This window comes from Acinetobacter indicus CIP 110367 (assembly GCF_000488255.1).
Classification (GTDB): domain Bacteria; phylum Pseudomonadota; class Gammaproteobacteria; order Pseudomonadales; family Moraxellaceae; genus Acinetobacter; species Acinetobacter indicus.
Genome location: NZ_KI530757.1, coordinates 126129 through 149608 on the forward strand (window position 1 = coordinate 126129; position 23480 = coordinate 149608).

At 40.6% G+C, this 23480-nt stretch carries 20 protein-coding genes; 4 read left to right on the forward strand and 16 right to left on the reverse strand.

The genetic code is table 11. The annotated features are described in order from the left end of the window. Window positions 1-19: 19 nt before the first annotated feature. From galE to tviB, 15 genes are all read right to left on the reverse strand, one after another. Window positions 20-1036, reverse strand: coding sequence for a UDP-glucose 4-epimerase GalE (gene galE / locus P253_RS13525; RefSeq protein WP_016658874.1), 1017 nt, complete (start codon window positions 1034-1036; stop codon window positions 20-22). Beyond that, window positions 1029-2693, reverse strand: a complete 1665-nt coding sequence (pgi, locus tag P253_RS13530; RefSeq protein WP_016658875.1) for a glucose-6-phosphate isomerase — start codon at window positions 2691-2693, stop codon at window positions 1029-1031. Before pgi ends, galE begins: the two co-directional genes overlap by 8 nt. Beyond that, window positions 2693-3949, reverse strand: a complete 1257-nt coding sequence (locus P253_RS13535; protein WP_016658876.1) for a nucleotide sugar dehydrogenase — start codon at window positions 3947-3949, stop codon at window positions 2693-2695. Before P253_RS13535 ends, pgi begins: the two co-directional genes overlap by 1 nt. Window positions 3950-3967: 18 nt before the next feature. Further along, entirely contained in the window at window positions 3968-4843 is an 876-nt protein-coding gene (galU, locus tag P253_RS13540; protein WP_016658877.1) for a UTP--glucose-1-phosphate uridylyltransferase GalU, read from the reverse strand. Between the two features lie 24 nt (window positions 4844-4867). Continuing rightward, window positions 4868-6742: a polysaccharide biosynthesis protein gene (locus tag P253_RS13545; RefSeq protein WP_016658878.1), complete on the reverse strand. Its 1875-nt coding sequence runs from the start codon at window positions 6740-6742 to the stop codon at window positions 4868-4870. A 140-nt stretch (window positions 6743-6882) separates the two neighbouring features. Next, window positions 6883-8052 (reverse strand): DegT/DnrJ/EryC1/StrS family aminotransferase, encoded by a 1170-nt coding sequence (locus tag P253_RS13550; protein ID WP_016658879.1) that lies wholly within the window; start codon window positions 8050-8052, stop codon window positions 6883-6885. Window positions 8053-8093: 41 nt separating this feature from the next. Then, entirely contained in the window at window positions 8094-8744 is a 651-nt protein-coding gene (locus P253_RS13555; RefSeq protein ID WP_016658880.1) for an acetyltransferase, read from the reverse strand. Next, window positions 8741-9349: a sugar transferase gene (locus tag P253_RS13560; protein WP_016658881.1), complete on the reverse strand. Its 609-nt coding sequence runs from the start codon at window positions 9347-9349 to the stop codon at window positions 8741-8743. The genes P253_RS13555 and P253_RS13560 overlap by 4 nt, the downstream gene beginning before the upstream one ends. Then, a complete protein-coding gene (locus tag P253_RS13565) occupies window positions 9350-10477 on the reverse strand; it encodes a glycosyltransferase family 4 protein (RefSeq protein WP_016658882.1) in 1128 nt (375 codons plus the stop codon). It abuts the gene before it with no gap. Next, window positions 10474-11553, reverse strand: coding sequence for a hypothetical protein (locus P253_RS13570; RefSeq protein ID WP_016658883.1), 1080 nt, complete (start codon window positions 11551-11553; stop codon window positions 10474-10476). The genes P253_RS13565 and P253_RS13570 overlap by 4 nt, the downstream gene beginning before the upstream one ends. Further along, window positions 11540-12433 (reverse strand): glycosyltransferase family protein, encoded by an 894-nt coding sequence (locus P253_RS13575; protein ID WP_016658884.1) that lies wholly within the window; start codon window positions 12431-12433, stop codon window positions 11540-11542. The genes P253_RS13570 and P253_RS13575 overlap by 14 nt, the downstream gene beginning before the upstream one ends. A gap of 13 nt (window positions 12434-12446) precedes the next feature. Then, window positions 12447-13517 (reverse strand): glycosyltransferase family 4 protein, encoded by a 1071-nt coding sequence (locus tag P253_RS13580; RefSeq protein ID WP_016658885.1) that lies wholly within the window; start codon window positions 13515-13517, stop codon window positions 12447-12449. 5 nt (window positions 13518-13522) lie between these two features. Continuing rightward, a complete protein-coding gene (locus P253_RS13585) occupies window positions 13523-14473 on the reverse strand; it encodes a glycosyltransferase family 2 protein (protein ID WP_228128868.1) in 951 nt (316 codons plus the stop codon). Between the two features lie 4 nt (window positions 14474-14477). Then, window positions 14478-15767 (reverse strand): MATE family efflux transporter, encoded by a 1290-nt coding sequence (locus tag P253_RS13590; RefSeq protein WP_016658886.1) that lies wholly within the window; start codon window positions 15765-15767, stop codon window positions 14478-14480. 2 nt (window positions 15768-15769) lie between these two features. Further along, window positions 15770-17047, reverse strand: a complete 1278-nt coding sequence (tviB, locus tag P253_RS13595; protein WP_016658887.1) for a Vi polysaccharide biosynthesis UDP-N-acetylglucosamine C-6 dehydrogenase TviB — start codon at window positions 17045-17047, stop codon at window positions 15770-15772. 341 nt (window positions 17048-17388) lie between these two features. Between tviB and P253_RS13600 the strand changes: the two genes are divergently transcribed. The 4 genes from P253_RS13600 to P253_RS13615 all read left to right on the forward strand — a co-directional run bounded on the left by P253_RS13600 (window position 17389) and on the right by P253_RS13615 (window position 22694). Continuing rightward, window positions 17389-18456: a polysaccharide biosynthesis/export family protein gene (locus tag P253_RS13600; RefSeq protein WP_035363606.1), complete on the forward strand. Its 1068-nt coding sequence runs from the start codon at window positions 17389-17391 to the stop codon at window positions 18454-18456. A gap of 1 nt (window position 18457) precedes the next feature. Continuing rightward, the gene (locus P253_RS13605; protein ID WP_004680161.1) at window positions 18458-18886 is read left to right on the forward strand and encodes a low molecular weight protein-tyrosine-phosphatase; all 429 of its coding nucleotides are present in this window, start codon (window positions 18458-18460) and stop codon (window positions 18884-18886) included. A 19-nt stretch (window positions 18887-18905) separates the two neighbouring features. Next, on the forward strand, window positions 18906-21107 hold the full coding sequence (locus P253_RS13610) for a polysaccharide biosynthesis tyrosine autokinase (RefSeq protein ID WP_016658889.1): 2202 nt from the start codon (window positions 18906-18908) through the stop codon (window positions 21105-21107). Window positions 21108-21251: 144 nt separating this feature from the next. Next, complete coding sequence (locus P253_RS13615; protein WP_016658890.1) at window positions 21252-22694, forward strand: capsule assembly Wzi family protein; 1443 nt, start codon at window positions 21252-21254, stop codon at window positions 22692-22694. Between the two features lie 98 nt (window positions 22695-22792). On the opposite strand, the gene P253_RS13620 is transcribed toward P253_RS13615, so the two are convergent. After that, on the reverse strand, window positions 22793-23437 hold the full coding sequence (locus tag P253_RS13620) for an START domain-containing protein (RefSeq protein ID WP_016658891.1): 645 nt from the start codon (window positions 23435-23437) through the stop codon (window positions 22793-22795). Window positions 23438-23480 lie beyond the last annotated feature (43 nt).

Genomic DNA, 23480 nt, shown 5'->3' on the forward strand with positions numbered 1-23480 from the left:
TACTAGGATCTGAACCTACTTAACGATAGCCATTTGGATTCTGTTTTTGCCAGTTCCAGCTATCGGCCAGCATATCTTCCAGACCATACTGCGGTTGCCAACCTAGCTCGGCAATGGCACGCCGATTGTCTGCAAAAGAGGTCGCCACATCGCCTGCCCGGCGCGGCGCCAGTTCAAATGGAATCTCCACCCCATTGACCTGTTCAAAGGTATTTTTCACCTGTAACACGGAAATCCCGTTTCCAGTTCCAATATTCCAGGCGCGACAGCCCTGTGCATTTAAACGGTTATTCAGTGCACATAAGTGTGCATTGGCCAGGTCCACCACATGGATATAATCGCGGACGCCTGTGCCATCGACGGTATCATAATCACTGCCAAAGATTGAAAGTTTTTCACGACGACCGACAGCCACTTGGGTCACATAAGGCATCAGGTTGTTTGGAATCCCTTGCGGGTCTTCGCCAATCTGACCACTTTTATGCGCGCCGACCGGGTTAAAATAACGTAATAAGGCAATCGACCAGCGCTCATCAGCAATTGTCAGTTTTTCCAATAACTGTTCAATAATCAGTTTGGTATAGCCATAATTGTTGCTTGGCATCCCAGTTGGCATTTCTTCATTTAAAGGAGAAATATTGGCTTCATCATACACTGTTGCAGACGAGCTAAAGACCAGTTTAAACACCCCTGCGCGTTGCATCGCCTGCGCTAGACTGATAGACCCGGCAATATTATGCTCAAAATAAGCCAGTGGAATTTGCTGACTTTCCCCCACTGCTTTGAGACCGGCAAAATGAATCACCGCATCAATCTTGTGCTGCTGGAACAGCTGATCCAGACCGGCACCATCCCGAATATCCCCTTCAATAAAATGAAGACTTTTCTGGGTCAGTGCTTGTACCCGTTGTAATGATTCTGCCGAACTGTTCGACAGGTTATCCAGCACCACCACCTGGTGCCCGGCATTGAGCAGCTCCAGACAAGTATGCGAACCGATATAACCGGCGCCACCGGTAACCAGAATATTAGCCATCTGATTTTCCTAATAAAATGTGTAATAAACCCTGTGTCGAAGCATCCAGTGCCGATACATCCTGCTGCTGGCCATTTAAAATCGGTAACAGCTGATTGGCAATTTCCTTGCCTTTTTCTACGCCCCACTGATCAAAGGGGTTAATATTCCAGATTACCGACTGGACAAAGACCTTATGCTCATACAAGGCAATCAGCATCCCCAAGCTATATGGATTTAATTCCTGAATCAAAAAGGTTGAACTCGGCTGATTACCGGCATATTGCTTATAAGCCGGCAAACTGGCTAGCTCGGCCTGATCCAGCGCCTGATTACCAAAAGCCAGTAAGCGCGATTGTGCCAGACAGTTAGACAGCGCCAGATGATGTTGCTCGACCAGCGCCTCTGCACTTTCGGCATAGGTAAACTGGTTGGCATTGTAGCGTTTCACCGGCGCAATAAAATCACAGCTGACCGCCTGTGTACCCTGATGCAGCAGCTGATAAAACGCATGCTGGGCATTCGGTCCCACTTCACCCCAGACAATTGGACAGGTATCCAGTTCAACCGCGTCACCACTGCGCTGAATCGATTTACCATTTGATTCCATTTCCAGCTGCTGCAGATAAGAGGCAAAATATTTTAAGCGGCCATCATAGGGCAAAACTGCATGGGTCTGAATATCCAGGAAATTATTGTTCCAGATCCCGAGCAGACCCATCAACACCGGAATATTCTGTGCAAAGGGTGCGGTCTGGAAATGCTGATCCACCGCATAGGCACCCGCCAGAAAGGCTTTAAAACCTTCCACCCCGATAATCAGCGCAATTGGCAAGCCGATACAGGACCAGAGTGAATAACGGCCACCGACCCAATCCCACAGCAGGAACTGGTTTTCTGGCGCAATGCCCCATGCCGTCATTTTATCGGGCTTGGTCGAGACCCCAACAAAATGATGCTGTAATACGCGTGCCTGTTTGCCCAAGGCTTTTTCCAGCCATAAACGGACGGTTTGTGCATTGGATAAGGTATCAATGGTGCCAAAAGACTTGGAGGAAATAATAAACAGCGTGGTTTCTGGACGCAGCTTGTGCAGTAAATCTGAGAGCTGGCTGCCATCCATGGTCGAAACAAAATGTACGCTCAGTGGCTTGGCACTTGAATGTTTAAAATCGGACAGTGCCTGAGTGGCCATTAAAGGCCCCAAGTCCGAACCACCAACGCCGATATTGACCACATCCTGAATTACTTCACCGGTGGCACCGCGGCATTGTCCGGCATGAATTTTTTCTACCAGCTGATACATACGCTGTAGCTGGGCCTGTACCTGCTGTGCCAGTTCCGGATGAGTACTGCCCTGTTCCGGCAAACGCAGCGCCCAATGCATGGCTGCACGCTGTTCGGTATAGTTAATCGTATCGGTGGAAAACAGGGTGTTGATCCAGCCGGATAAGTCATGTGCCTCAGCAAAGTGTATCAGCTGCGCCAGTACTTCGGCATCAATACGCTGCTTGCTATAATCAAAAGCCAGCGATTTTAAACCTACAGAAAAGTGTTCAAAACGCTGCGCATCCTGGGCAAATAAATCGGTTAAATGACGCTGTTCAAACTGATTTTTTAAAGTCTGTAACTGTAATAACAGTGAATCACGCGTATGTACCGCTGCTGAACTGCTCATTAGCGTCCTACTCCCATATAGGCAAAGCCTTGCGCTTTGACAAATTGCGGATCATAGATATTACGTCCATCTAAAATTAACGGATGCTGCATACTGTTGAGCAGGGTTTTATAGTCCGGACTCCAGTAATGTTTCCAGGCGGTTAACAGGCACAGCGCATGGCTGTCTTTGACGGCTTCATACTGGTCCTGACACAAGATCAGATCATCGCGTTCGCCATACAGTGCCTGAATTTCTGGCAAGGCCTGCGGATCGTGTAATTTAACCGTGAGCCCTTGCGCCCAGAGTGCCTTGAGCATGGCGTGAATCGGTGAATGGTGTACGCGTGAGGTATTTTCCTTAAACGCAGCGCCCCAGATGGCAATAGTTTTGCCTTTTAAATTGCCCTGATAATAGTTCCACAGTTTACGAAATAGCAGCTCTTTTTGCTGCTCGTTAATTTCCCAGACCTGGGCCAAAAGCTGGCTTTTCACACCGGTGGTTGAAACGGTATTGGCTAAGGTCAGGACATCATGCGAGAAGTTTTCTCCGCCAAAACCGGCGCCCGGATACATATAGGACTCGCCAATCCGGCTATCAGCCGCCATGCCCTGACGCACATGCTCAATATCAATACCCAGTTTTTCGGCCACCACGGCCAAGTCATTGATATAACTGATCCGGGTCGCCAGCATGCCGGAAATACTCAGCTTGGTAAATTCCGCATCCAGCACCGGCATAAACAGATATTGCTGCTTGCGTGGAAATAGTGGACGTAAAAACTCTTGCACTTTGCTCTGTACCTGCGGGTTCATACAGCCCACGGTCAGCTGCTCCGCCTGGGTGATACTGGCCAGTGCATTGCCTTCCTGGCTCATATCCGGCAAATACACCCAGTCATCTTCAGGCAGTAGCTGTTTCAGACGTGCCGTACCCTGCAGACCTAAAGTTGAAGCATTGATCATCAGTTTCGGATGAATGATCAGGCGCTGCTGGAGCTGCTGTAATAACTCGATCATCAATGGCTCTTCTGCTGGCGTCAGGCTAAACAGATAGACATCCATCTCTAGCCCCAGCTCTTTCAGGCTACAGTAATGCAGAAAGCCTTGGGCATGTTGCTGCTGCAACAGACGATTGACCGCCTCATCCTGAAAATCAGGCGCTTCCGGGCTATCTTGCTCGAAAATGTCACACCAGTAGACCTTGTGCCCACATTCTGCCAATAGCGCCGCCATCACCCCGGCATAAAGCGTTCGACCAAAAACTGCAACCTTCATGCTGACCTCTGCCCTGTATTAGTCTTTAAGTTCTTGAATCAACTGTTTAAATGCTTCACCTAAACTTGGATGGTCCACTCCGTAATGCAAGACTGCCTTTAAGTAACCCAGTTTGCTGCCACAATCAAAGGTCTGGCCTTTCATGCGGTAGGCTTCGACTGTTTCCAGCTGCTGTAATGCGGCAATAGCATCGGTCAGCTGGATTTCATTCCCGGCCCCTTTCGGTGTGGTGGCTAACAGCTGCATAATTTTGGCCGGTAATACATAACGCCCGATCACGGAAAGATTAGAAGGTGCAGTACCGACCGCCGGTTTTTCGACAATCCCCTGCATTGCCGCACTTTGGCCTTCTGCAGGAGCAGCAGCAACATCCACAATGCCATATTGATCGACCAGATGCTCCGGCACAGCTTCGACCATAATCTGTGCTGCTTGTGTGCTATTAAAACGTTCAATCATCAAAGCCAGATCATTTTTTTCTGCCTGATCTTTGACCAGCACATCTGGCAGTAACACGGCAAAAGCTTCATCACCGACAATATCTTTGGCACACAGTACTGCATGACCCAGGCCCAGCGGCTGTGGCTGACGCACACTAACTACACTGACTTGTGGTGGTAGAATTTCGGTAATTTCTTTTAGCAAATCCCACTTTTGCTTCTGCTCTAATGTGGTTTCCAGTTCAAAGTTACGGTCGAAGTAGTTTTCAATTGACGCTTTGGAAGAATGCGTGACCAGAATAATCTGTTCAATACCGGCAGCAACCGCTTCACGCACCACATATTCAATCGCTGGACGGTCGACCACGGTCACCATTTCTTTGGGAATAGATTTACTGGCTGGTAAAAAACGGGTACCCAAACCTGCAACAGGTAAAATCGCCTTCTTAATCATATACTTTAACCTGATCTCGATATTTTAATTTACTTTAACTTCTTTACCACGCTGATAGCCATCAACATAGTGCTCCAGCTGGCTTAATGCCCAATCAATATCCGATTGCACCGCGGTTAAATCATTGAAACGCTCAAAGACCTGCAATAACTCATCCAGAGGATACATTTTTTCATAAGAACGCAAAATCCGGCTGTGTTGTGTCACTTCGGTATTATCGGCATCAATCAGTAATTCTTCGTAAAGTTTTTCGCCGGGACGTAAACCGGAGTACTGGATTTCAATATCGCCGTCCTGACTGTCGGCTTCACGGACTTTCAGGCCACTCAGCGCAATCATCTGACGGGCCAGATCCTGAATCCGTACTGGCTCGCCCATATCCAGCAGGAACACATCGCCACCATGACCCAAGGCACCGGCCTGAATCACCAATTGCGAGGCCTCTGGAATGGTCATAAAGTAGCGTGTCACTTCAGGATGAGTCACGGTAATGGGCCCACCTTTGGCAATTTGCTGTTTAAACAATGGCACCACCGAACCCGATGAACCCAAAACATTCCCAAAGCGGACAATGCTAATTTGGGTCTGATCTTGCGCTTCAGCCATCGCCTGACAATACAATTCTGCCATACGTTTAGACGCCCCCATGACATTGGTTGGACGCACGGCTTTATCGGTAGAAATGAGTACAAAGGTTTCTACGCCTGTTTTGACCGCTGCATTTAAGCTAAATGCCGTACCAATGGCGTTGTTTTTCAAACCTGCCAATGGGTTACACTCTACCAAGGGCACGTGTTTGTAAGCAGCCGCATGGTACACGGTTTGAACCCTATACTGTTCCATCACCCGCTCTAGTTTGGCCTGATCGAGCACTGAACCTAAAATTGGGATAATCGTGACATCGCTAGTTAAGCGTAATTCTTTGTCAATGCTATACAACGCAAATTCGGTCAGTTCATAAATCACCAGTTTCTGCGGCTGGTTTTTAATAATCTGGCGGCATAATTCGGAACCAATTGAACCACCAGCACCTGTAACCATCACCACTTTGTCTTTAATATTTTTTTCCAGCAGCTCTGCCACAGGCGGCACCGGATCACGCCCCAGCAAGTCAATAATATCAACTTCCTGAATATCGGAAACGCGGATTTCACCATCCACCAGTTTGGTCAGGCCCGGAATTTCGGTAATTTTTAAATGTGCCGGTTCCAGAAATTTGACAATTTCACTTTTGCGGCTACGCCCCACAGAGGGTAAGGCAATTAAAATTTCATCAATGCGCAATTTGTCAAAACATTTAAGCGCTGTTTTCGGCAAATAGACATCAATCCCACCAATATTCTGTCCACTTAAGGACGGATTATCATCAATAAAGAAAATGGGTAAATGTTCGTTGGAACGGGTTAAAGTCGCAGCGACCTGCTGACCGGCATTGCCTGCCCCATAAATCGCAATGCGTTTTTTCGGTACACCGGCCTGTACATAAGAACGGACAATAAAACGGATGATCCCACGGCTAAACCACACCCAGGCGAACATCATAAAGCCGAACATCAGTGGAATTGAGGTTGGAATAAAAGCATCTGTTAAATAGGCCAAGGCATAGAGTCCCGCCACCGCCAGGAAAGTTGCCAGGCCCAGTTTGACCATAAACACTTCATTGTAAGTACGCACAATAAAGCGGTACACCCCAAACACAAACAACAGGATAACCGCAATTGCACTGACCCACAGTGAACCAAACGGAATATTCGGTACCACCTCTGCACCAAGGTCAAACTGACGAATGGCATAACACAGCCAGATCAGGACTGGAAATACACAGAAATCCAGAATGACCAGGAAAGCCAGTTTGGCAGCACGGGGGGATTCGACGAGAGGTAGGATGACGGATTTCACTTGATGTGTCTTCTCAATAGGAATAGTACAGCTCAGTTCAATTATTAATATTGGAATGATTAAACCGCAAATTAAACTTAGTTTGTAAAATGCATCAGTTGATGCATTTTATATATAACATTATTGTAGCGTATATTGAATTATATACGCTGAATCACCTGAGCAATGGCCTGTTCAGTTGTGCGAATATTATCTTCCGATAAGGTTGGATGCACCAGGAACATCAGGCTGCTTTCACCCAGTTGCTGGGCATTGGCTAGACGCTGGGCGGGTCGCCATGGCGTACCATCAAATGCATGTTCTAAATACACTTCTGAGCAGGAACCGCTAAAGCAAGGCACGCCCAGTGCATTGATTTCGGCCATAATCCGGTCACGTGACCAGCCTTCTGGCAACTGCGCTGTGTTGACCTGTACATAGCACTTATAGTTGGCATGGACATAATCATTGTTCGGATAATGCACGCTAAAATACGGACTGTCCTGAAATACCTTCAAAATACGTTGGGCATATTCAGTGCGTTTTTGCGTCCATTCTGGCATCCGCTGTAACTGCAGTCGACCAATCACAGCTTGCATTTCCATCATGCGCCAGTTGGTGCCAAAAGAGTCATGTAACCAGCGAAACCCGGGTGGATGCTGTTTGTGATAAATGCTGTCGTAATTTTTACCATGGTCTTTATACGACCACATTTTTTTCCAGAGCTGTTCATCATTGGTGGTGACCATACCGCCTTCGCCACCGGTGGTCATAATTTTGTCCTGACAGAATGACCAGGCACCAATATGGCCAATTGATCCGGCAGGCTTGCCTTTGTACATGGCACCATGTGCCTGCGCACAATCTTCAATGACATGCAGGCCTTTGTCCTGCGCCAGTTGCATAATCGGGTCCATATCACACATCCAGCCCGCCAAATGCACGCAAATAATCGCTTTGGTATTTGGGGTCAGGACTACTTCTATGGTACGGGCAGAAATATTTTGTGAGTCGAGTTCTACATCGGCAAACACCGGATTGGCCCCGGCCGTCACAATCGAGCTGGCAGATGCCAAAAAGGTCCGCGAGGTGACAATCACGTCATCACCTGCACCAATATTCAGGGCTTTTAAGGCCACATCCAGTGCAACTGTACCATTGGCCAACGCCACTGCATATTGAGTCCCTGCAAAGCGGGCAAATTCTTTTTCAAATTCGCGACATTCCTGCCCGGTCCAGTAGTTCACTTTGTTCGAGAGCAATACTTGAGATACGGCATCTGCTTCCTGTTGAGTAAAGCTTGGCCATGGTTCAAAGGCAGTATTTAGCATGGTTTATCCTAGAATAATCTGATTCTTTAAATATTAAAAAACTACTTCTTTTCAAGTATACGCGCTGGGTTGCCAATAACAGTTACACCGGGTGGTACGCTTTTTGTGACAACAGCTCCCATGCCCACCACAGCCCCCTTACCAATAACAAGCGGTTGGTCTGGGGTACCCTGCTTAATGACTGCACCTGTACCAATATAGGCATGATCATGAATATGAATATTGCCATTACATTTTACACCAGGAGCAAAAGTGACATAATCGCCGATCACGCAATCATGGGCGACATAACTATAAATATTGGCATGAAAAAATTTTCCAATTTTAATATTGGATGTCAGACAAGTGAAAGGGCAAAGTAAACTACCTTCACCAATCTGAACTTCATCTAAAATAACTGTATTACTTGCCTGAATATTCAAATGCTGAATTTGATCTTCAGTTAAACGTTTCATCAGTTTTTCACGAACCTGGCTATTGGCTATTGCAATCGTTACTGCCTTTTTTTGGTCAGGATACTTTAAGAAATCTTCATAACTTAAGACCTGATATCCATTTAAACTAGTACCTGCCCCACTATCATCAATAAATACAAATTGTTGTTTCTCTAATGTGGGATATTGTTGTCTCGCCAAAGGCATAACTTCTTTACCAAAACCACTTGCACCATATACACCAATATAAGAAATCATGAATTTGAATCCTTTTCTGAACCTGTAAATTTAGACATTGTGGCTTCGCCCGCTTCATTAATGTCATCTTTGGCGAGCACTTTTTTCACCGTTTTTAGCATAATTTTAAAATCTAACCAGACTGATTGATTTTCGACATACCAGGTATCAAGTTTAAATTTTTCTTCCCAACTAATGGCATTACGTCCATTTACCTGTGCATGTCCTGTCATGCCTGGGCGGACTAAATGGCGTTTGGCTTGTTCTTGGTTATATAGCGGCAAGTATTCCATGAGTAGCGGACGTGGCCCGACGATGCTCATATCGCCTTTAATCACATTCCATAACTCTGGCATTTCGTCCAAACTTGTCGCACGTAGCATTTTACCAAATGGGGTTAAACGCTCGCTGTCAGGCAACGGATTCCCTTTCGCATCAGCAGCGTCTTTCATACTGCGAAATTTGATCATTTCAAACGGTTTGCCATGTAAACCGGGGCGTACCTGACGGAATAAAACGGGTGAGCCTAGATTTTTTTTCACTTTATGTGCCACATAAAAATACAACGGTGACAGTAAAATGAGGGCAATAGAAGCAATAATAATATCAAGGAGGCGTTTTAGCATTTATAGACCTAGAATATTCACTAAACGTTGATTTACTTTTTCTGCATCAAACTTTTCAACGGCAATTTTATAGCTTTCAGCACCCATCAATCTAACTTGTTCAGGGTGTTCAATGAAATAAATCATTTTTTCCGCCAAAGCTTCAGCATCCCATTTTGGCACTAAAAAGCCATTTACACCATCTACAACCGTTTCTCTACAACCAGGTACATCTGTGGTGATAATTGCACGACCGATAGCCATAGCTTCTTGCGTACTTCGTGGTACACCCTCCCGGTAATAAGAAGGTAAGACAAAAACGCTAGAATTTTCTATCCATTCGGAAACGTTGCTGACATGTCCTGGATATTCAATAATATTGGTTTTTACCAAACTTGCTAGCTCTTCCTCTTTCAAACTTCCTAATGCTTCTTTATCAATAGCACCTAACACAATAAATTTAACTAAGGGATATTTTTCCTTCACAATTTTTGCTGCTTCGATGTAATCATGAATACCTTTTTCCGCAAGTAAGCGTGCAATAAAGATAAAAGAAATATCAGAAGTAAAGTTTGTAGAATACTTATAATGTTCTAAATTTAAACCTATTCCACCGAGGACCTCTACTTTTTTGACCTGTATTGCATATTTTTTAAGTAAATCTTTAGGATCATCAGGATTTAAAAAAATAAGCTGATCAAGTTGTGGTAATGCTATTTTATATAAAAAAACCTGTATCTTTTTTATAAGTTGCGTTTTTTTACTTAAGCCTTCTGGCTGCTCTGTAAATGTATAGCCTAAACCTTCAAGCATACCAATAACACGCGGGGCTTTAGCTAATTTGGCTGCTAAAGTACCAAAAATGACAGGTTTTGAAAAATAAGAGAATAATAAATCAGGATTAATTTTTTTAATTTTTTTTGAAAGCCGATATGTTGCAATTATATCTGCGAGTGGGTTCAACCCACCACGGTTTAATGTATATGTAATAGGTGTAGCACCCAACTTTTCTATTTTTTTTAGGTCTTCTGCCGTATATTCAGAAGTAAACGCATAAACTTGATGTCCTTTTTTTAACAGTGTACGAATTAAATCTGCACGAAAGCCATAGAAGCTAGATGCAACTGTTCCAACTATAATCACTTTCATTTATTTACAACCTGTCGATATTTGACCTTATCTTTTAAAACCAAAATATAGAAAAAACATATATAAATAGCTAAATAGTTATATATTCTTAATCTAACAGCAGTGCCTAAGTTATCATTTCCAATTAACCATACACTCGCATATAGCACAAAAAATATAATCAAAAATCGAACAAAACTATCAGCTAATTTTATATTTCTAATCACATAAACCAACATAGCAAAGACTGGAACTGTTTCAACTAACAGTAAAATAATTGCAAATGGATTAGATACATATAATCCAAAGAGTTGTCCTAAAGCACTTAAAATTAAGTTTGGTATGAACATTATAGGATTGGAAAAGTCTAAGCCTAATGTAGAGCCACTATCAATTTCCTCAAAGCCAGAACGGTATTCTGTTAATCGTTCAAAAACCCCAATATAGTTTGCTATAAATAAAACCATAAGATATTGAAAAGAAAAGAGGTAAATACGCTTTTTTGTCAGTTTAATTTTCCACAAAGCTAACGCCAATAAAAATGCGTACCCTAAATAAGGACGCAAAGCCATTAAAAATAATCCCATTAAAATAGCAAGTATACAAAAAGAAGAAAAGGAAATAAAATTCGAACGACTTAAACATTTTTTCACAATTAAGCACCCTACCAAAAAAGAGAGCACCATAAATACATCACGGTAAATATCGAATGTATAGAAAAAAAGTGTCGGATAGATTAGACATAGCAAAACACTATAAAGATAATATTTCTGATTTTTTTGGAAATTGAGACCAGACAACTTGGCTACTAAAAATGGAATTATAAATAAATTTATAAATAAAAATAAATAAGAAATTCCATCACGAGAATAGAAGCCAAAATCATTAAAAAATCTTAAAATAACAGGCCATATATTTACAGCAAAATCCACATAACCCAAAGCATAGTCATGATAATAATCTGAGTCGTTACCACCACCTAAACCAAGGGAAAGATAATCATTCTTTATTAAAGAATAAAAAGTAATTTTTATAAAAATTAAGAAAACAACACACAAAAATAAAACTTTATTTGATATTCTTTCAAACATTCTCATTTTGAATTTCTCTCAAAAAAACATCAAATTTTGAATCAGACAATATATTCTTCCATGCATATCTATGTATTAAAGGAAGGGATACTATCAATCTACCATTCATTTCAATAGTCTTTAGAAAATCAAAATCATCCAACCAAACAGGTTGATAATCAATCTCATTGAAAAACTGTTCAGACCATTTATACTTATTAGAAATTACCCCTAAACCCGAGGCTAAATATTCTAAAGTTTTTGTACTTGTTTGGATGTTATAAGGGTATAAGTCAGGAGTAAAATTCAAACCAAATCTAGAGTTTCTATATATTTCTGGTAAATCTTTACGTTCTACCCGACCTAAAATAGTAATATTTTCATGCTTTAATAAAGAGCTTTCTAAATCACTAACCTGACCAACAACAACAACCTTATAATTTCCTGCAAGCCTTCTCAATACTTCTATAAGACCATTACGTCCAGCAATAGAGCCACAGTAAATAATATCATACAGAGGATTTTCACTTGGACTTTGGAACAAAGCATCATCCACACCCATATCTCTATAAATATATGGCACATCATCAGTAAAATTTAAATCATGATGTACAAAGTTATTTAAAAAAATTCGCCCACTAGGCTTTTTGTTCACAATTTTTTTTGCAAAATTTTTTAAGTGAGCGTGGGGAGGTGTAGATAAACTTTGATATTCATGAATCTCTATAGCTCGACCCTCCTTTTTTTTCCAAAAAGGGCGCGTACCCATAAAATATATATTAATATCATTATCAGGATCGAGCTCGTAGTCTAGCTGAATCTGATGCCCGAGTTTTTTTAGATATTTTTCGTATGCATAAGCTTCTGGAGTATATGCAAACTTTGACAAAGGTATGCCTATATTCACACCAAACCCCAACTCAAAGAATCGCTAACCATTTTTTAACAATCTCATCAACTTTAAAATTATTAACATTTTCTTTAGCATTTATACACATTCTCAAATAAGAATCCTTATCCAAATTTATCATCTTAGTAATCGCTTCACTTAGCTTTTCAATATTTTCAGGCTCAACTAAATATCCAGAAACCTCATTATCAATCAACTCTGCTGGTCCCGTATCACAATCAAAAGACACTATAGGCAAACCAAAACTTTGAGCCTCTAATAATACCATCGGTAAACCTTCAAATCTCGAACTCATACAATAAAATGAAGCACTCTTAAAGTATTGAGCAATATTATGCGTTGATGAATTTATCTCTACAGTGTCATTTATCTTCAAAAACTCACTAAGATCAATAATTTTTTGTTTATCCTCCCCCTCTCCAACAATAACTAATTTCCATCCTTCTTTATTAGTTACGCTACTCCAGGCCTGTAATAGCAAATCATATCCTTTTTGATGCCTATATCGCCCAACTGCCAATACAACCTTACAATCTAAATCAGGAATATGTTCAATACCTTCAAATGTACTAGGGTTTACAATTGTTATAATTTTAGATCTTATATTAGATAAGTTATTCTTCCACAATTCCTGATCTCTATGAGTCAAAGTAACAATATAGTCACAATATTTTGCTGCCCATTTACGCCCAATATCGCGATACTTTACCCCGAGATTAACCTTAAAATTAAAATGCTCCCAACAAATATGTTTAACTCTCAATCCAAATAATGCAGGTATAGTAAACACACAGGAAATACTATCTACCACTACCAAAGTATCTATCTGATACTGTGTAACAAACTTTCGAATGCGCCATACAGCGCCAAAAAAGTTTTTTTTGAATGAAATTTTTTCAGGATAAAGTGAATATGTTTTGATACTAGGCACTAACTCAAAAAAAGACTGTTTTCCATCAGCAAGACTTAAAATAGATACTTGGAAGTTTTTTTGAGCTAATGCATTGGCAATAAGTGTCGTTACTCTTTCGGTACCGCCAGAGTTGTTTAAATTACCAATAAGAAAACAAATTTTTTTCACTAAAATCAACCTCTTAAACTTAGTAAAGCAATAAAATAGAAACCAAAATAGTAGTACAGCCGATTTCCTCTTTTACTCAACTTTCTAACATCAACATCTTTTTTATTCACTTGAAACGTAGCTTGACATTTATAAGCAACTTTCCAACCAAAATTTTGATACATATAATTGACAAAAGCTTGGCTCATTGAAACAAATGATATTGAATATATGGGATTTTCTTTCATTCTTAAAGCATATAGTTCTAAGATAGATTTAAAGCTATCCACATGCTTTCTTTTATTTTCAGATGATGTATTTAATAAGCTTCCATTTAAATTAAGTCGATAGAAGTAAAGTACACTTTCTAAAAAATATATGTTTTTGGCTCTAAGAAAAACCTCAGGAATAAGTGCAGCATCTTCGTAATAAATACCGACTGGAAACTCTAAACCATTAAATAATTCTCTTCTATAAATATTTAACCATGGAAACCATGCACTTTGATTAAAGATTTCTATCATTAAATTTTGGTCTAACTGAAGTAACCCATTCCTTTGTAATCCAACATTAAATGCCTTCAGTTTATTGGTATCTTCTTCAAATCTTGAGCTTTTAAATTGAACAATATCAACATTATTTTTTTTGATTGTATTTTTAAAGTCACTTAAATAATTTTCACTCAGTACATCATCAGAATCTAAAAAGGAAATGTACTCTCCTTTCGCATACTTTAAACCTAAGTTTCGAGCACTACTCTGCCCCTGATTTTCTTGATGTAATATTATAAAACAATCTCTAATAATGGCTGTTTGCTTACTAAGAATTTTTTCAATCACTAACATTGAGTCATCAGGAGTACCGTCATTGACGATAATTACTTCTATGTCGGAGGTAACTTGATTTATTACACTCTCAATACATTCTGCTATGTACTGTTCGACTTTATAGACTGGAATAATTAAGCTTAAAAGCATCTCGTTACCGCTTGAAATAAGTAGAGGGTAGAAACATTCTTTTTTGAGTATCCCAAATAAGTCCATTTCTAAAAAAATAATTAAATAAAGTCAGAGATAAGATTTCTGTCGTTAAAATGGCATAGATACCACCGTATAACCCATACAACTTAACCATTAAAAAAGTCAATATTACATTAAAGAACACAAGTATAAATGTCTTCCGTTTCAAATATTCATATGCATTGAACTTAATCAAATATTTTTCTGCAATTGTAGACAGTCCTGAGAACAAGGTTACCAAACCTGCTAGCCACAAAATCTCAGTAACCCGAATAAATTCAACGCCATAAAGTACGCTTACAACCCAAGGTCCAAAAAGATATAACCCTAGTGTGACAAACAAAGAAATAACCACCACTACCATATAAAGTTGCGCAACATTATTTTGACTTTTTTCTAAGCTCTCCTCTTGATAGATTCCAGTAAAATAAGATGAAATAATTGCGAGAAGAACAAAGTAAAAACTGTTACCTAATGTCATAGCTACAGTATAAATACCAAGATCAAATTGTGACTCTAAACCTAGGAAGAGCTGCGCCGTTTTAGTAAAAATTGCAACCGAAAGTGAATACAATAAGAGCTTTTGACCGACCGCAAAAGTATACTTTCTATATCTTTTTATAGCATATGGCAGCATGATGCCAACAGACAGCTTTTTTTTCGTATAAAGATATTTTCTTAATAAAAATGGTATTAGTGTAAGTAAAATGATGGGAATACCGAGTGTTTCAATCGGAAGTTGAAATAAAACAATTAAATAGCGCACACTTAATGAAATGATTAGCGCTGTGATATTACAATATGCATTTATCTTTGATTCGAGAATTGCATTAAAATAAATACTATAAACATCATGTACAGCAAAATAAATTGCAATACAAGTTGATATACCAAAAATAAAGGTTAAACGATCTGTATAAAAATACAATCCACCTAAAGTAATTATTGAAAGTGAACCATAAATATAATCTCTTAACCTTTTGGAGGCATAAATTATATTTTCTCCAATTTTACGATTCTTGGCTGTTTTTTGAAAAATAATGTTCTCTGTTCCCATCAAGGATAACGTTTGTAAAATCGCAAATATGGAGCCAACGAAAGTCAATTTACCAAAGTTCTCAGGACCAATATATTTTGCTACGAATGAAGTTACGAAAATTAATCCAAATATAGCAATGAGCTTTTCAGACATCATCCAAATAGAATTTTTTATTCTAGGATCTTTAGCTGATCTTACAATTAACTTATACATACTTACAGTCGAATATCCACATCTAACTGATTTAGAATGTATTTTAAATCGTATAAAACATATTTTTCTTTAGCCAATGCTTTAAATTCATCTATAGACATCTGTTTAAATTGATCATGCGCAACTGCTAAAACAATGGCATCATATTTAGCGTTCGCCAAACTAGAAACAGGGTCTATACCATATTCCTTTGCTGCGTCTAACGGATCCACCCACGGGTCATAAATATCTAAATCTAAATCATATTCTTTTAAAGCTTTGACCATATCTACAATTTTAGTATTGCGAATATCTGGACAGTTCTCTTTAAAACTTAAGCCCATCACTAAAATTTTTGAGCCAACCACTTGTATACGCTGCTTCACCATCTCTTTAATCAATTGTGTTGCAACATATTCACCCATACGGTCATTTAAACGACGTGCCGCCAAAATAATTTCTGGATGCAGGCCTAAAGATTGGGCTTTATGGGTTAAATAATACGGGTCTACCCCAATACAGTGCCCACCGACTAAACCTGGACGGAAAGTTAGAAAATTCCACTTGGTTCCCGCAGCCTGTAAAACCGCTTCAGTATCTATACCCAACTTATTAAAGATCACGGCTAATTCATTAATTAAAGCAATGTTCACATCACGTTGGGTATTTTCAATGACCTTGGCGGCTTCAGCCACTTTTATACTCGGTGCTTTATGTGTACCTGCAGTCACAATCAGTTGATAGACTGCATCGACAAAGTCTGCAACTTCTGGGGTAGAACCCGAAGTCACTTTTAAAATATTGGTCACACGGTGTAGCTTATCGCCTGGGTTAATCCGTTCTGGGCTATAGCCTGCAAAAAAATCCTGATTGAATTTTAATCCAGACACTTGTTCCAAAACTGGAATACAAGCTTCTTCGGTAGCACCGGGGTATACGGTAGACTCATACACCACCACATCGCCTTTTTTAAGTACTTTCGCAATACTGGTAGAGGCTTTAATGAGCGGGGTTAAATCGGGTTGTTTAAACTCATCAATTGGGGTTGGGACAGTCACAATAAAAAAATTGCAGCTGCGTAGATCATCTAAATGAGCAGAATAAGTCAATTGCGTCGCTTGTTTAAGTTCTTCTGACGACACTTCTAAGGTATGATCATGCCCACTTTGTAATTCTTGTATGCGTTTTTGCTGAATATCAAAACCCACCACAGGCAACTGCTTACCGAATTCAACCGCTAGAGGTAACCCGACATAGCCTAAACCAATAATGGCAATTTTTAGGTCTGAAAGCTGTAGCATTTGAGCGCCTTTAAATTTATATCTGTATTTTACGAAGAAAGAATCTTTCGGCAGGAATACTAGCAGAAATTTATGAAATTTCTATTATGATTTGTGCTCAAATTAGTTGAATGATGCATCAGTGTATAGTTTTTATGAATATTCAACTTTTTAAATTTAGAGTAAATTCACAATTTTCGATTTCTATCACTATTCGCAAAGAATTTAACAGAATCTGCAAAATGATTACAAATTGCTATGTACCTATTTGACAAGTTCGGTAAAATGGCGGCAATTGATTTAAATATTTTAATAAATTAAAAATGGAATCTCGCGTGCGACACTTTCAACTGGCTGTTTTAATGGCATGTGGCATTGCCGCCACTGGCTGTGCTGTGACCTCTGGCTTACAAACCTATGACCTACCTACACAAGGTGCGTATCAAACAGACCAAGGCGCCCAACTAACGGTCGTTCAGCTAACACAGGACAATTTACCTAGCCACTTGCTCAATAATATTCAGAGTGCAAATTCTACCTATCATTTATTTAACAATAAGCAACACATTTACCGTTTAACTGCAGGTGATGTACTTTCAATTCAGCTTTGGGCTTATCCTGAGATTACACCACCTATCCAAGATATTAGTAATATCAAAGCGGCTGGCTATCCGATTGACCCAAATGGCAATGTATACTTACCTCTACTTGGACAAGTCAAAGTTGCTGGCAAAACACTGGCTGAAACCAATCAATATTTACGCTCACAATTTTCGCGCTATTTAAAACACCCAGATGTAGTTGTGCGCGTTCTTTCTTATGAAGGACGCCGCTATTTTGTAAATGGTCAAGTCATGCGTAGTGGTCAGTACACATTAAATGACCAACCTATCAGTGTTTATACAGCTTTGGGACAAGCAGGTGGCGTAAATACTGAAACAGGTGATAACACCAATATTCAACTGATCCGACAAGGGCAAACCTATCACTTAAATGCTGTAGAACTAGAAAAGCAAGGGTTGTCTTTGCACAACTTACTTATTCAGCCCAATGACACAATTTTTGTAAATGCAAAACAAAATCAAAAGCTGTATGTTATGGGTGAATCAAATAAAAGCCAGGCACTTACTTTACGTGATCAGGGCATGACCTTAAGTGATGTATTGGGTGAAAGTGAAGGTGTTAACCCTTATTCTGCAAGTGCTGCACGTATTTTTGTGATGCGCACAGATTTAAGCACTAAAACCTCTACAATTTATCATTTGAACTTAAGCAGCCTAGGCAATTTGGCTTTAGCCAATCAATTTCAGATGCAAAAAAATGATATTGTATATATCGATGCAACGGGGCTTACACGCTGGCAACGTATCATGAATCAAATTGTGCCTTTCTCGAGTGCACTTTACACATTTGACCAGTTAGGTAAATAGCATGCAAATTCAAAATGTTTTGGTTGTATGCATTGGAAATATATGTCGTAGTCCAATGGCTGAATATTTTCTAAAAAACAATCATCCCAATTTAAATATTGAGTCTGCAGGTCTCTCTGCAATGTCTGGACATTCGGCAGATGCAAAAGCTATACACTGTATGGATCAACTGAATATTGATATGCGTCCACACATTGCCAGACAAATTACTGCCGAAATGATTAAAAAATCAGATTTAATTTTAGTCATGAGTAATAATCAAAAAAAACATCTTGAGCAAACTTGGTCTTTTGCCAAAGGAAAGGTTTTTCGTTTGGGGCATTGGCAAAATCAAAATGTGCCCGATCCTTATCAACATGATCAAGCTTTTTTTGATGAAACTTGTCGCAACATTCAAAAATACGTTTCTGACTGGCAATCCCATTTTTAATTTTTAGCAGTTTTATTTCATGAATTCGAATAGCACACCTCAAGACGATACCATTGACTTAAAAGAATTATTCTTTTCTTTGCTGTCGCAATGGAAGCTCATTGCTCTATGTACACTCCTTAGCCTCGTTTTTGCTCTCCTTTACTTAAAAGTAACGCCAAATGTCTACTCAACGGATGCTATGATTCAGGTTGAGGACGCTAAAGGTGCAGGTGCCGCAGCTCTTTTAGGGGATTTAGGAAGCGCAATGCCTGGAGGATTGGGTGGAAAGTCAGCTGCAGATGCGGAAATTGAAATCTTAAACTCGCGCAAAGTGCTCGGGCAAACTATACAAGACTTAAAGCTTGATATTCGTATCACCGATGAACAAAGTAGCCTGACGTATCGTTTGCTCAACACAGTTCAAAGCAAAGTTATTTATAAAAATAATGTTGTGACTTGGCAAGATAAAAAAAATGTATTTGTTATTCAATCTTTTGATGTGCCTAATTTTTATTTAGATAAAAAACTCACACTAAACTTTATCAATGGACAAGAGTTTAGTCTGTCTTATAAAAAAGATGTAGTGTTTAAAGGCAAGTTAAATGTGATCAATCAAAGCCTAGATCAGAAAGGTTTATGGAAAATTCAAATTTATGCGAAAAACCCTATATCACATGATTTTTCAGTCACTAAATTATCTATGCCTTCAGCCGTACAATGGATTAAAAAAGATTACGGCGTAGCGGAAAGAGGTAAAAACTCTGGTGTGATAGGTCTTAACTACAATGGTGAAGATAAAGAACATATCACACAAGTACTTAACCACATCTTAAATATTTACCAAGCACAAAATATTGAACGTAAATCACTGGAATCGGCTCAAACATTGAGCTTCCTTGAAAAGCAACTGCCTGAGTTAAAACAACAACTCGAAGACTCTGAAATTAAATTTAACCGTTTCCGAGAACAATACAACACAATTGATGTAACACAAGAAGCGGAGTTAATGCTAAAGCAGAATGTTGAGCTGGAAAAATTAAAAATCCAACTACAACAGCAACAAGCAGAACTCTCTTCAAAATATACGCCTGACCACCCATTAATGTCAGCAATTAACGCTCAACTTTCTGAAATTAACAAAAAAACTTCGGAAATGACTCAATCCATTAAGCGTTTACCTGAAACCCAGCGACTGTACTTACAACTGTACCGCGATGTTAAGGTAAATACTGAGTTATACACCGCGTTATTGAATAGCTACCAACAACTCAAAATTGCCAAAGCAGGTGAAATTGGTAATGTCCGCATTATTGATACTGCAATTGAACCTGTAAAACCAATTAAACCTAAAAAGCTCATCACATTAGTACTTGCTATTTTTGTAGGTGGCTTCTTGGGCACATTATTAGCCTTACTGCGTAATATGTTGCGCTCAGGTATTAAAGACTCGAATCAAATTGAAAATGAACTTGATTTACCTGTTTATGCCACTGTACCACGATCACCTGTGCAAGAAAGCCGTATTAAAATTCTGAAAAAGAAAAAGAATATTCCTATTCTTGCGGTGAAACATAGTGATGATATTGCCATTGAAAGCTTGCGCAGCATGCGTACTGCCATTCACTTTGCCTTAAGCAGTGCCAAAAACAATATCATCATGATTTCTGGCCCTGCACCAGAATTGGGTAAATCGTTTATTTCAACCAACCTAGCCACCATTTTGGCGCAAAGTGATAAGCGCGTATTATTGATTGATGCCGATTTACGTCGCGGTTATATGCACAAATATTTTAACTATGATGTGCAACCTGGTTTGGCTGAATATTTAAATGGTCAACACGAGTTAGGCAATATTGTACGCAGTACTGAAGTTGAAAATTTAAGCGTCATTAGTCGTGGTAAAAGTCCTGCCAATCCGTCAGAGTTGTTAAGTACTCAAAAATTTGCAGAGATGCTCACGCACTTGTCGAGCCAGTTTGACCATATTCTGATTGATACCCCGCCAGTTTTAGCGGTCACCGATGGGATTATTATTTCACAATATGCGGGTGTGAATTTGGTAGTGGCACGTTATGCCAAGACGCAAATGAAAGAGCTTGAAATGACTGTCAACCGCTTTGAACAAGCTGGCGTAAAAGTAAATGGCTTTATTCTGAATGATATTCAACGTGAAGCGGGCGGTTATGGCTATGGTTATAACTATGCTTATGCCTATAAAGCCAATAAGGATAATGACTAATTTTGCAGTGACCGATTGCTTTAAAAATCTTGCTACGGCGGGATTTTTAATCTTCCCAGATTACAACTCTACTCAACAGTTTGCATTGAAAAAATAAACTCGTCCGCCTATGGTGTGGAGAGCAAAAACTCCTGAGAATCAAAAATGCGTCTATCAAAAATATTGCTTGCGACCCTTGCCCTCAGCTCACCCCTGAGCTTTGCTCAAGGGATTGTGCTGAATGACCAGAACCTGCGTACCGACCTGAATTGGCTGAATCAGCAAGGGGTGATTCAGATCAGCACCTCCACCTGGCCCATGAGTGGCGATGAAATTCAGCACGCCCTGTCTCAGGCGAAAATCAGCACCCCTGTCCAGCAAAAAGTGCTGGATGCTGTCCTCACCCATTTAAATACAGATAATCAGCTTCTGAAAGCTGCGCTGTTTGCAGAAACTGATCACAAGTATCTGCCTCAGGCCTTTGGTGATCAGGAAAAATCACAATATCAGGCCGGTCTGGAACTGAATGCTGGCGGCAGCCAATGGGATGCCCGGTTACAGGTCAATGCCGAAAAAGACCCGCAGATTGATCATGATCAGGATGTGAATGTTGAAGGCTCTTATATTGCCGGGAAACTCTGGAATCAGTGGCTAATTGCCGGCCAGATTCCGACCTATTGGGGACCAGGTCATGAGGGGAGTCTGATTCGTGGCGATGCCAGCCGCCCAGTCTATGGTATTACTGCACAGCGGGCAGAACAGACTGCTTTTAGCAGTAAATGGCTGTCCTGGATTGGGCCATGGCAATATCAGGCCTTTGCCGGTCAGCTGGACAATTATGATGCAGTCCCGGATGCCAAGCTGATTGGGCTACGTGTTACTGCTCAGCCGCTCCCCTATCTGGAACTGGGTGCTTCACGTGCTATTCAGTGGGGCGGTGAAGGACGTCCGGAAAGCTTGAGCTCACTCTGGGATGCGTTTGTTGGCAACAAAGACAATGGTGGCACGGGTGAACCAGATCCATCGAATCAGATTGCCGGTTTTGATGCGCGTTTAAACCTGCAACCTTTAGTGCAAATGCCGCTGGGTATCTATGCCCAGTATGTCGGTGAAGATGAAGCCGGTGGCCTGCCCGCGAAAAAAATGTATCTGGCCGGGGTGGATTATTCATCCAGTTACCAGAATATGCCCTACCAGCTGTATAGCGAATGGGCTGATACGCGTACCAATGGCAAGGCACAAGGAATCTCCTATAATCATAGTGTTTATACCGATGGCTTCTATCAACATGGTTACCCATTAGCGCATGCGATGGGCGGCGATGGCCAGATGATCTCAGTGGGTGGTGATATCCGTTTTGATCCTTTAAACCGTCTGCATGGCCGGGTGCTGTTTGCCAAACTGAATGGGTCGGGTCGAATCACCAATGCTGCGTTCCCTGAGCAAGATGAGCTAAAAGCTTTAGATATCACCTGGACGCATTACCTACGTCCGGATATTCCACTTAAACTGAATGGCTGGCTGGGGGATTCAGACCTGCACGGTAAAGATGGTGGTGCCTCAATCGGGATTGAATTCCCGCTGGAAAAAGGACTGTTTAGCTACTAAGGCAGTTAAATCTCGTTTTAAAGACTCAGATCAGCATTATCTGAATACGCTTTCTGAGTCTGCTGATACCGGACCCGTCTAGCACCAGACGGGTTTGTTTATCTTAAAATCGCTGGTAAGGGCCGCTCGCGCCCCGGCAGACTCAGTTCCAATTTCATTTTCTGCAGCATCTGATAAGGCTGCTGCTGCACAAACATATTCACAAAACTGGTTGGAATCGAACCGGCCGGATCGGCATAACCATAGGTAGACACCTTAACCCGGTTAGCGCCCAGTTTTTGAAAGGTCCAGTCGCCTTCATAATGGGTTAAACGTACATAGCTCGGGTTTAAGGGATAGCCCTGACTGACCGCCTTGTTCTGAATATGAATCACGCCTTGGGCATCTTTAAACATTCTGCCTTTGACCACCAGATCACGGTCTTTTAACGGAAAAGGAAAGTCCAGCACCATATACAGCAGGAACTCGCCTTTCTGATCATCACGCGACAGTACCTTAACGCTGCCCATATACGGCACCCAGCTGATGGCATGCTCCACATCCAGAATCAGGCCAGCGGCTTTTTCAATCGAGACCGGAAAAGTGGTTTCTGCCTTGTACAAAAATACCGGGTTTTGCGGATGCTGATAGGTCCAGACCTTAATATTATTTTTATGAATATTGAGTTTGGCATTCTGCAAATTCTGGGCGGGTACACTCGCCGCCATGGCGAGCGCACCGGCCAATACAATCCATTTTTTCATTCCATTGTTCATCTTATTTTAGTTTTAGTGTTGTTATAACGGA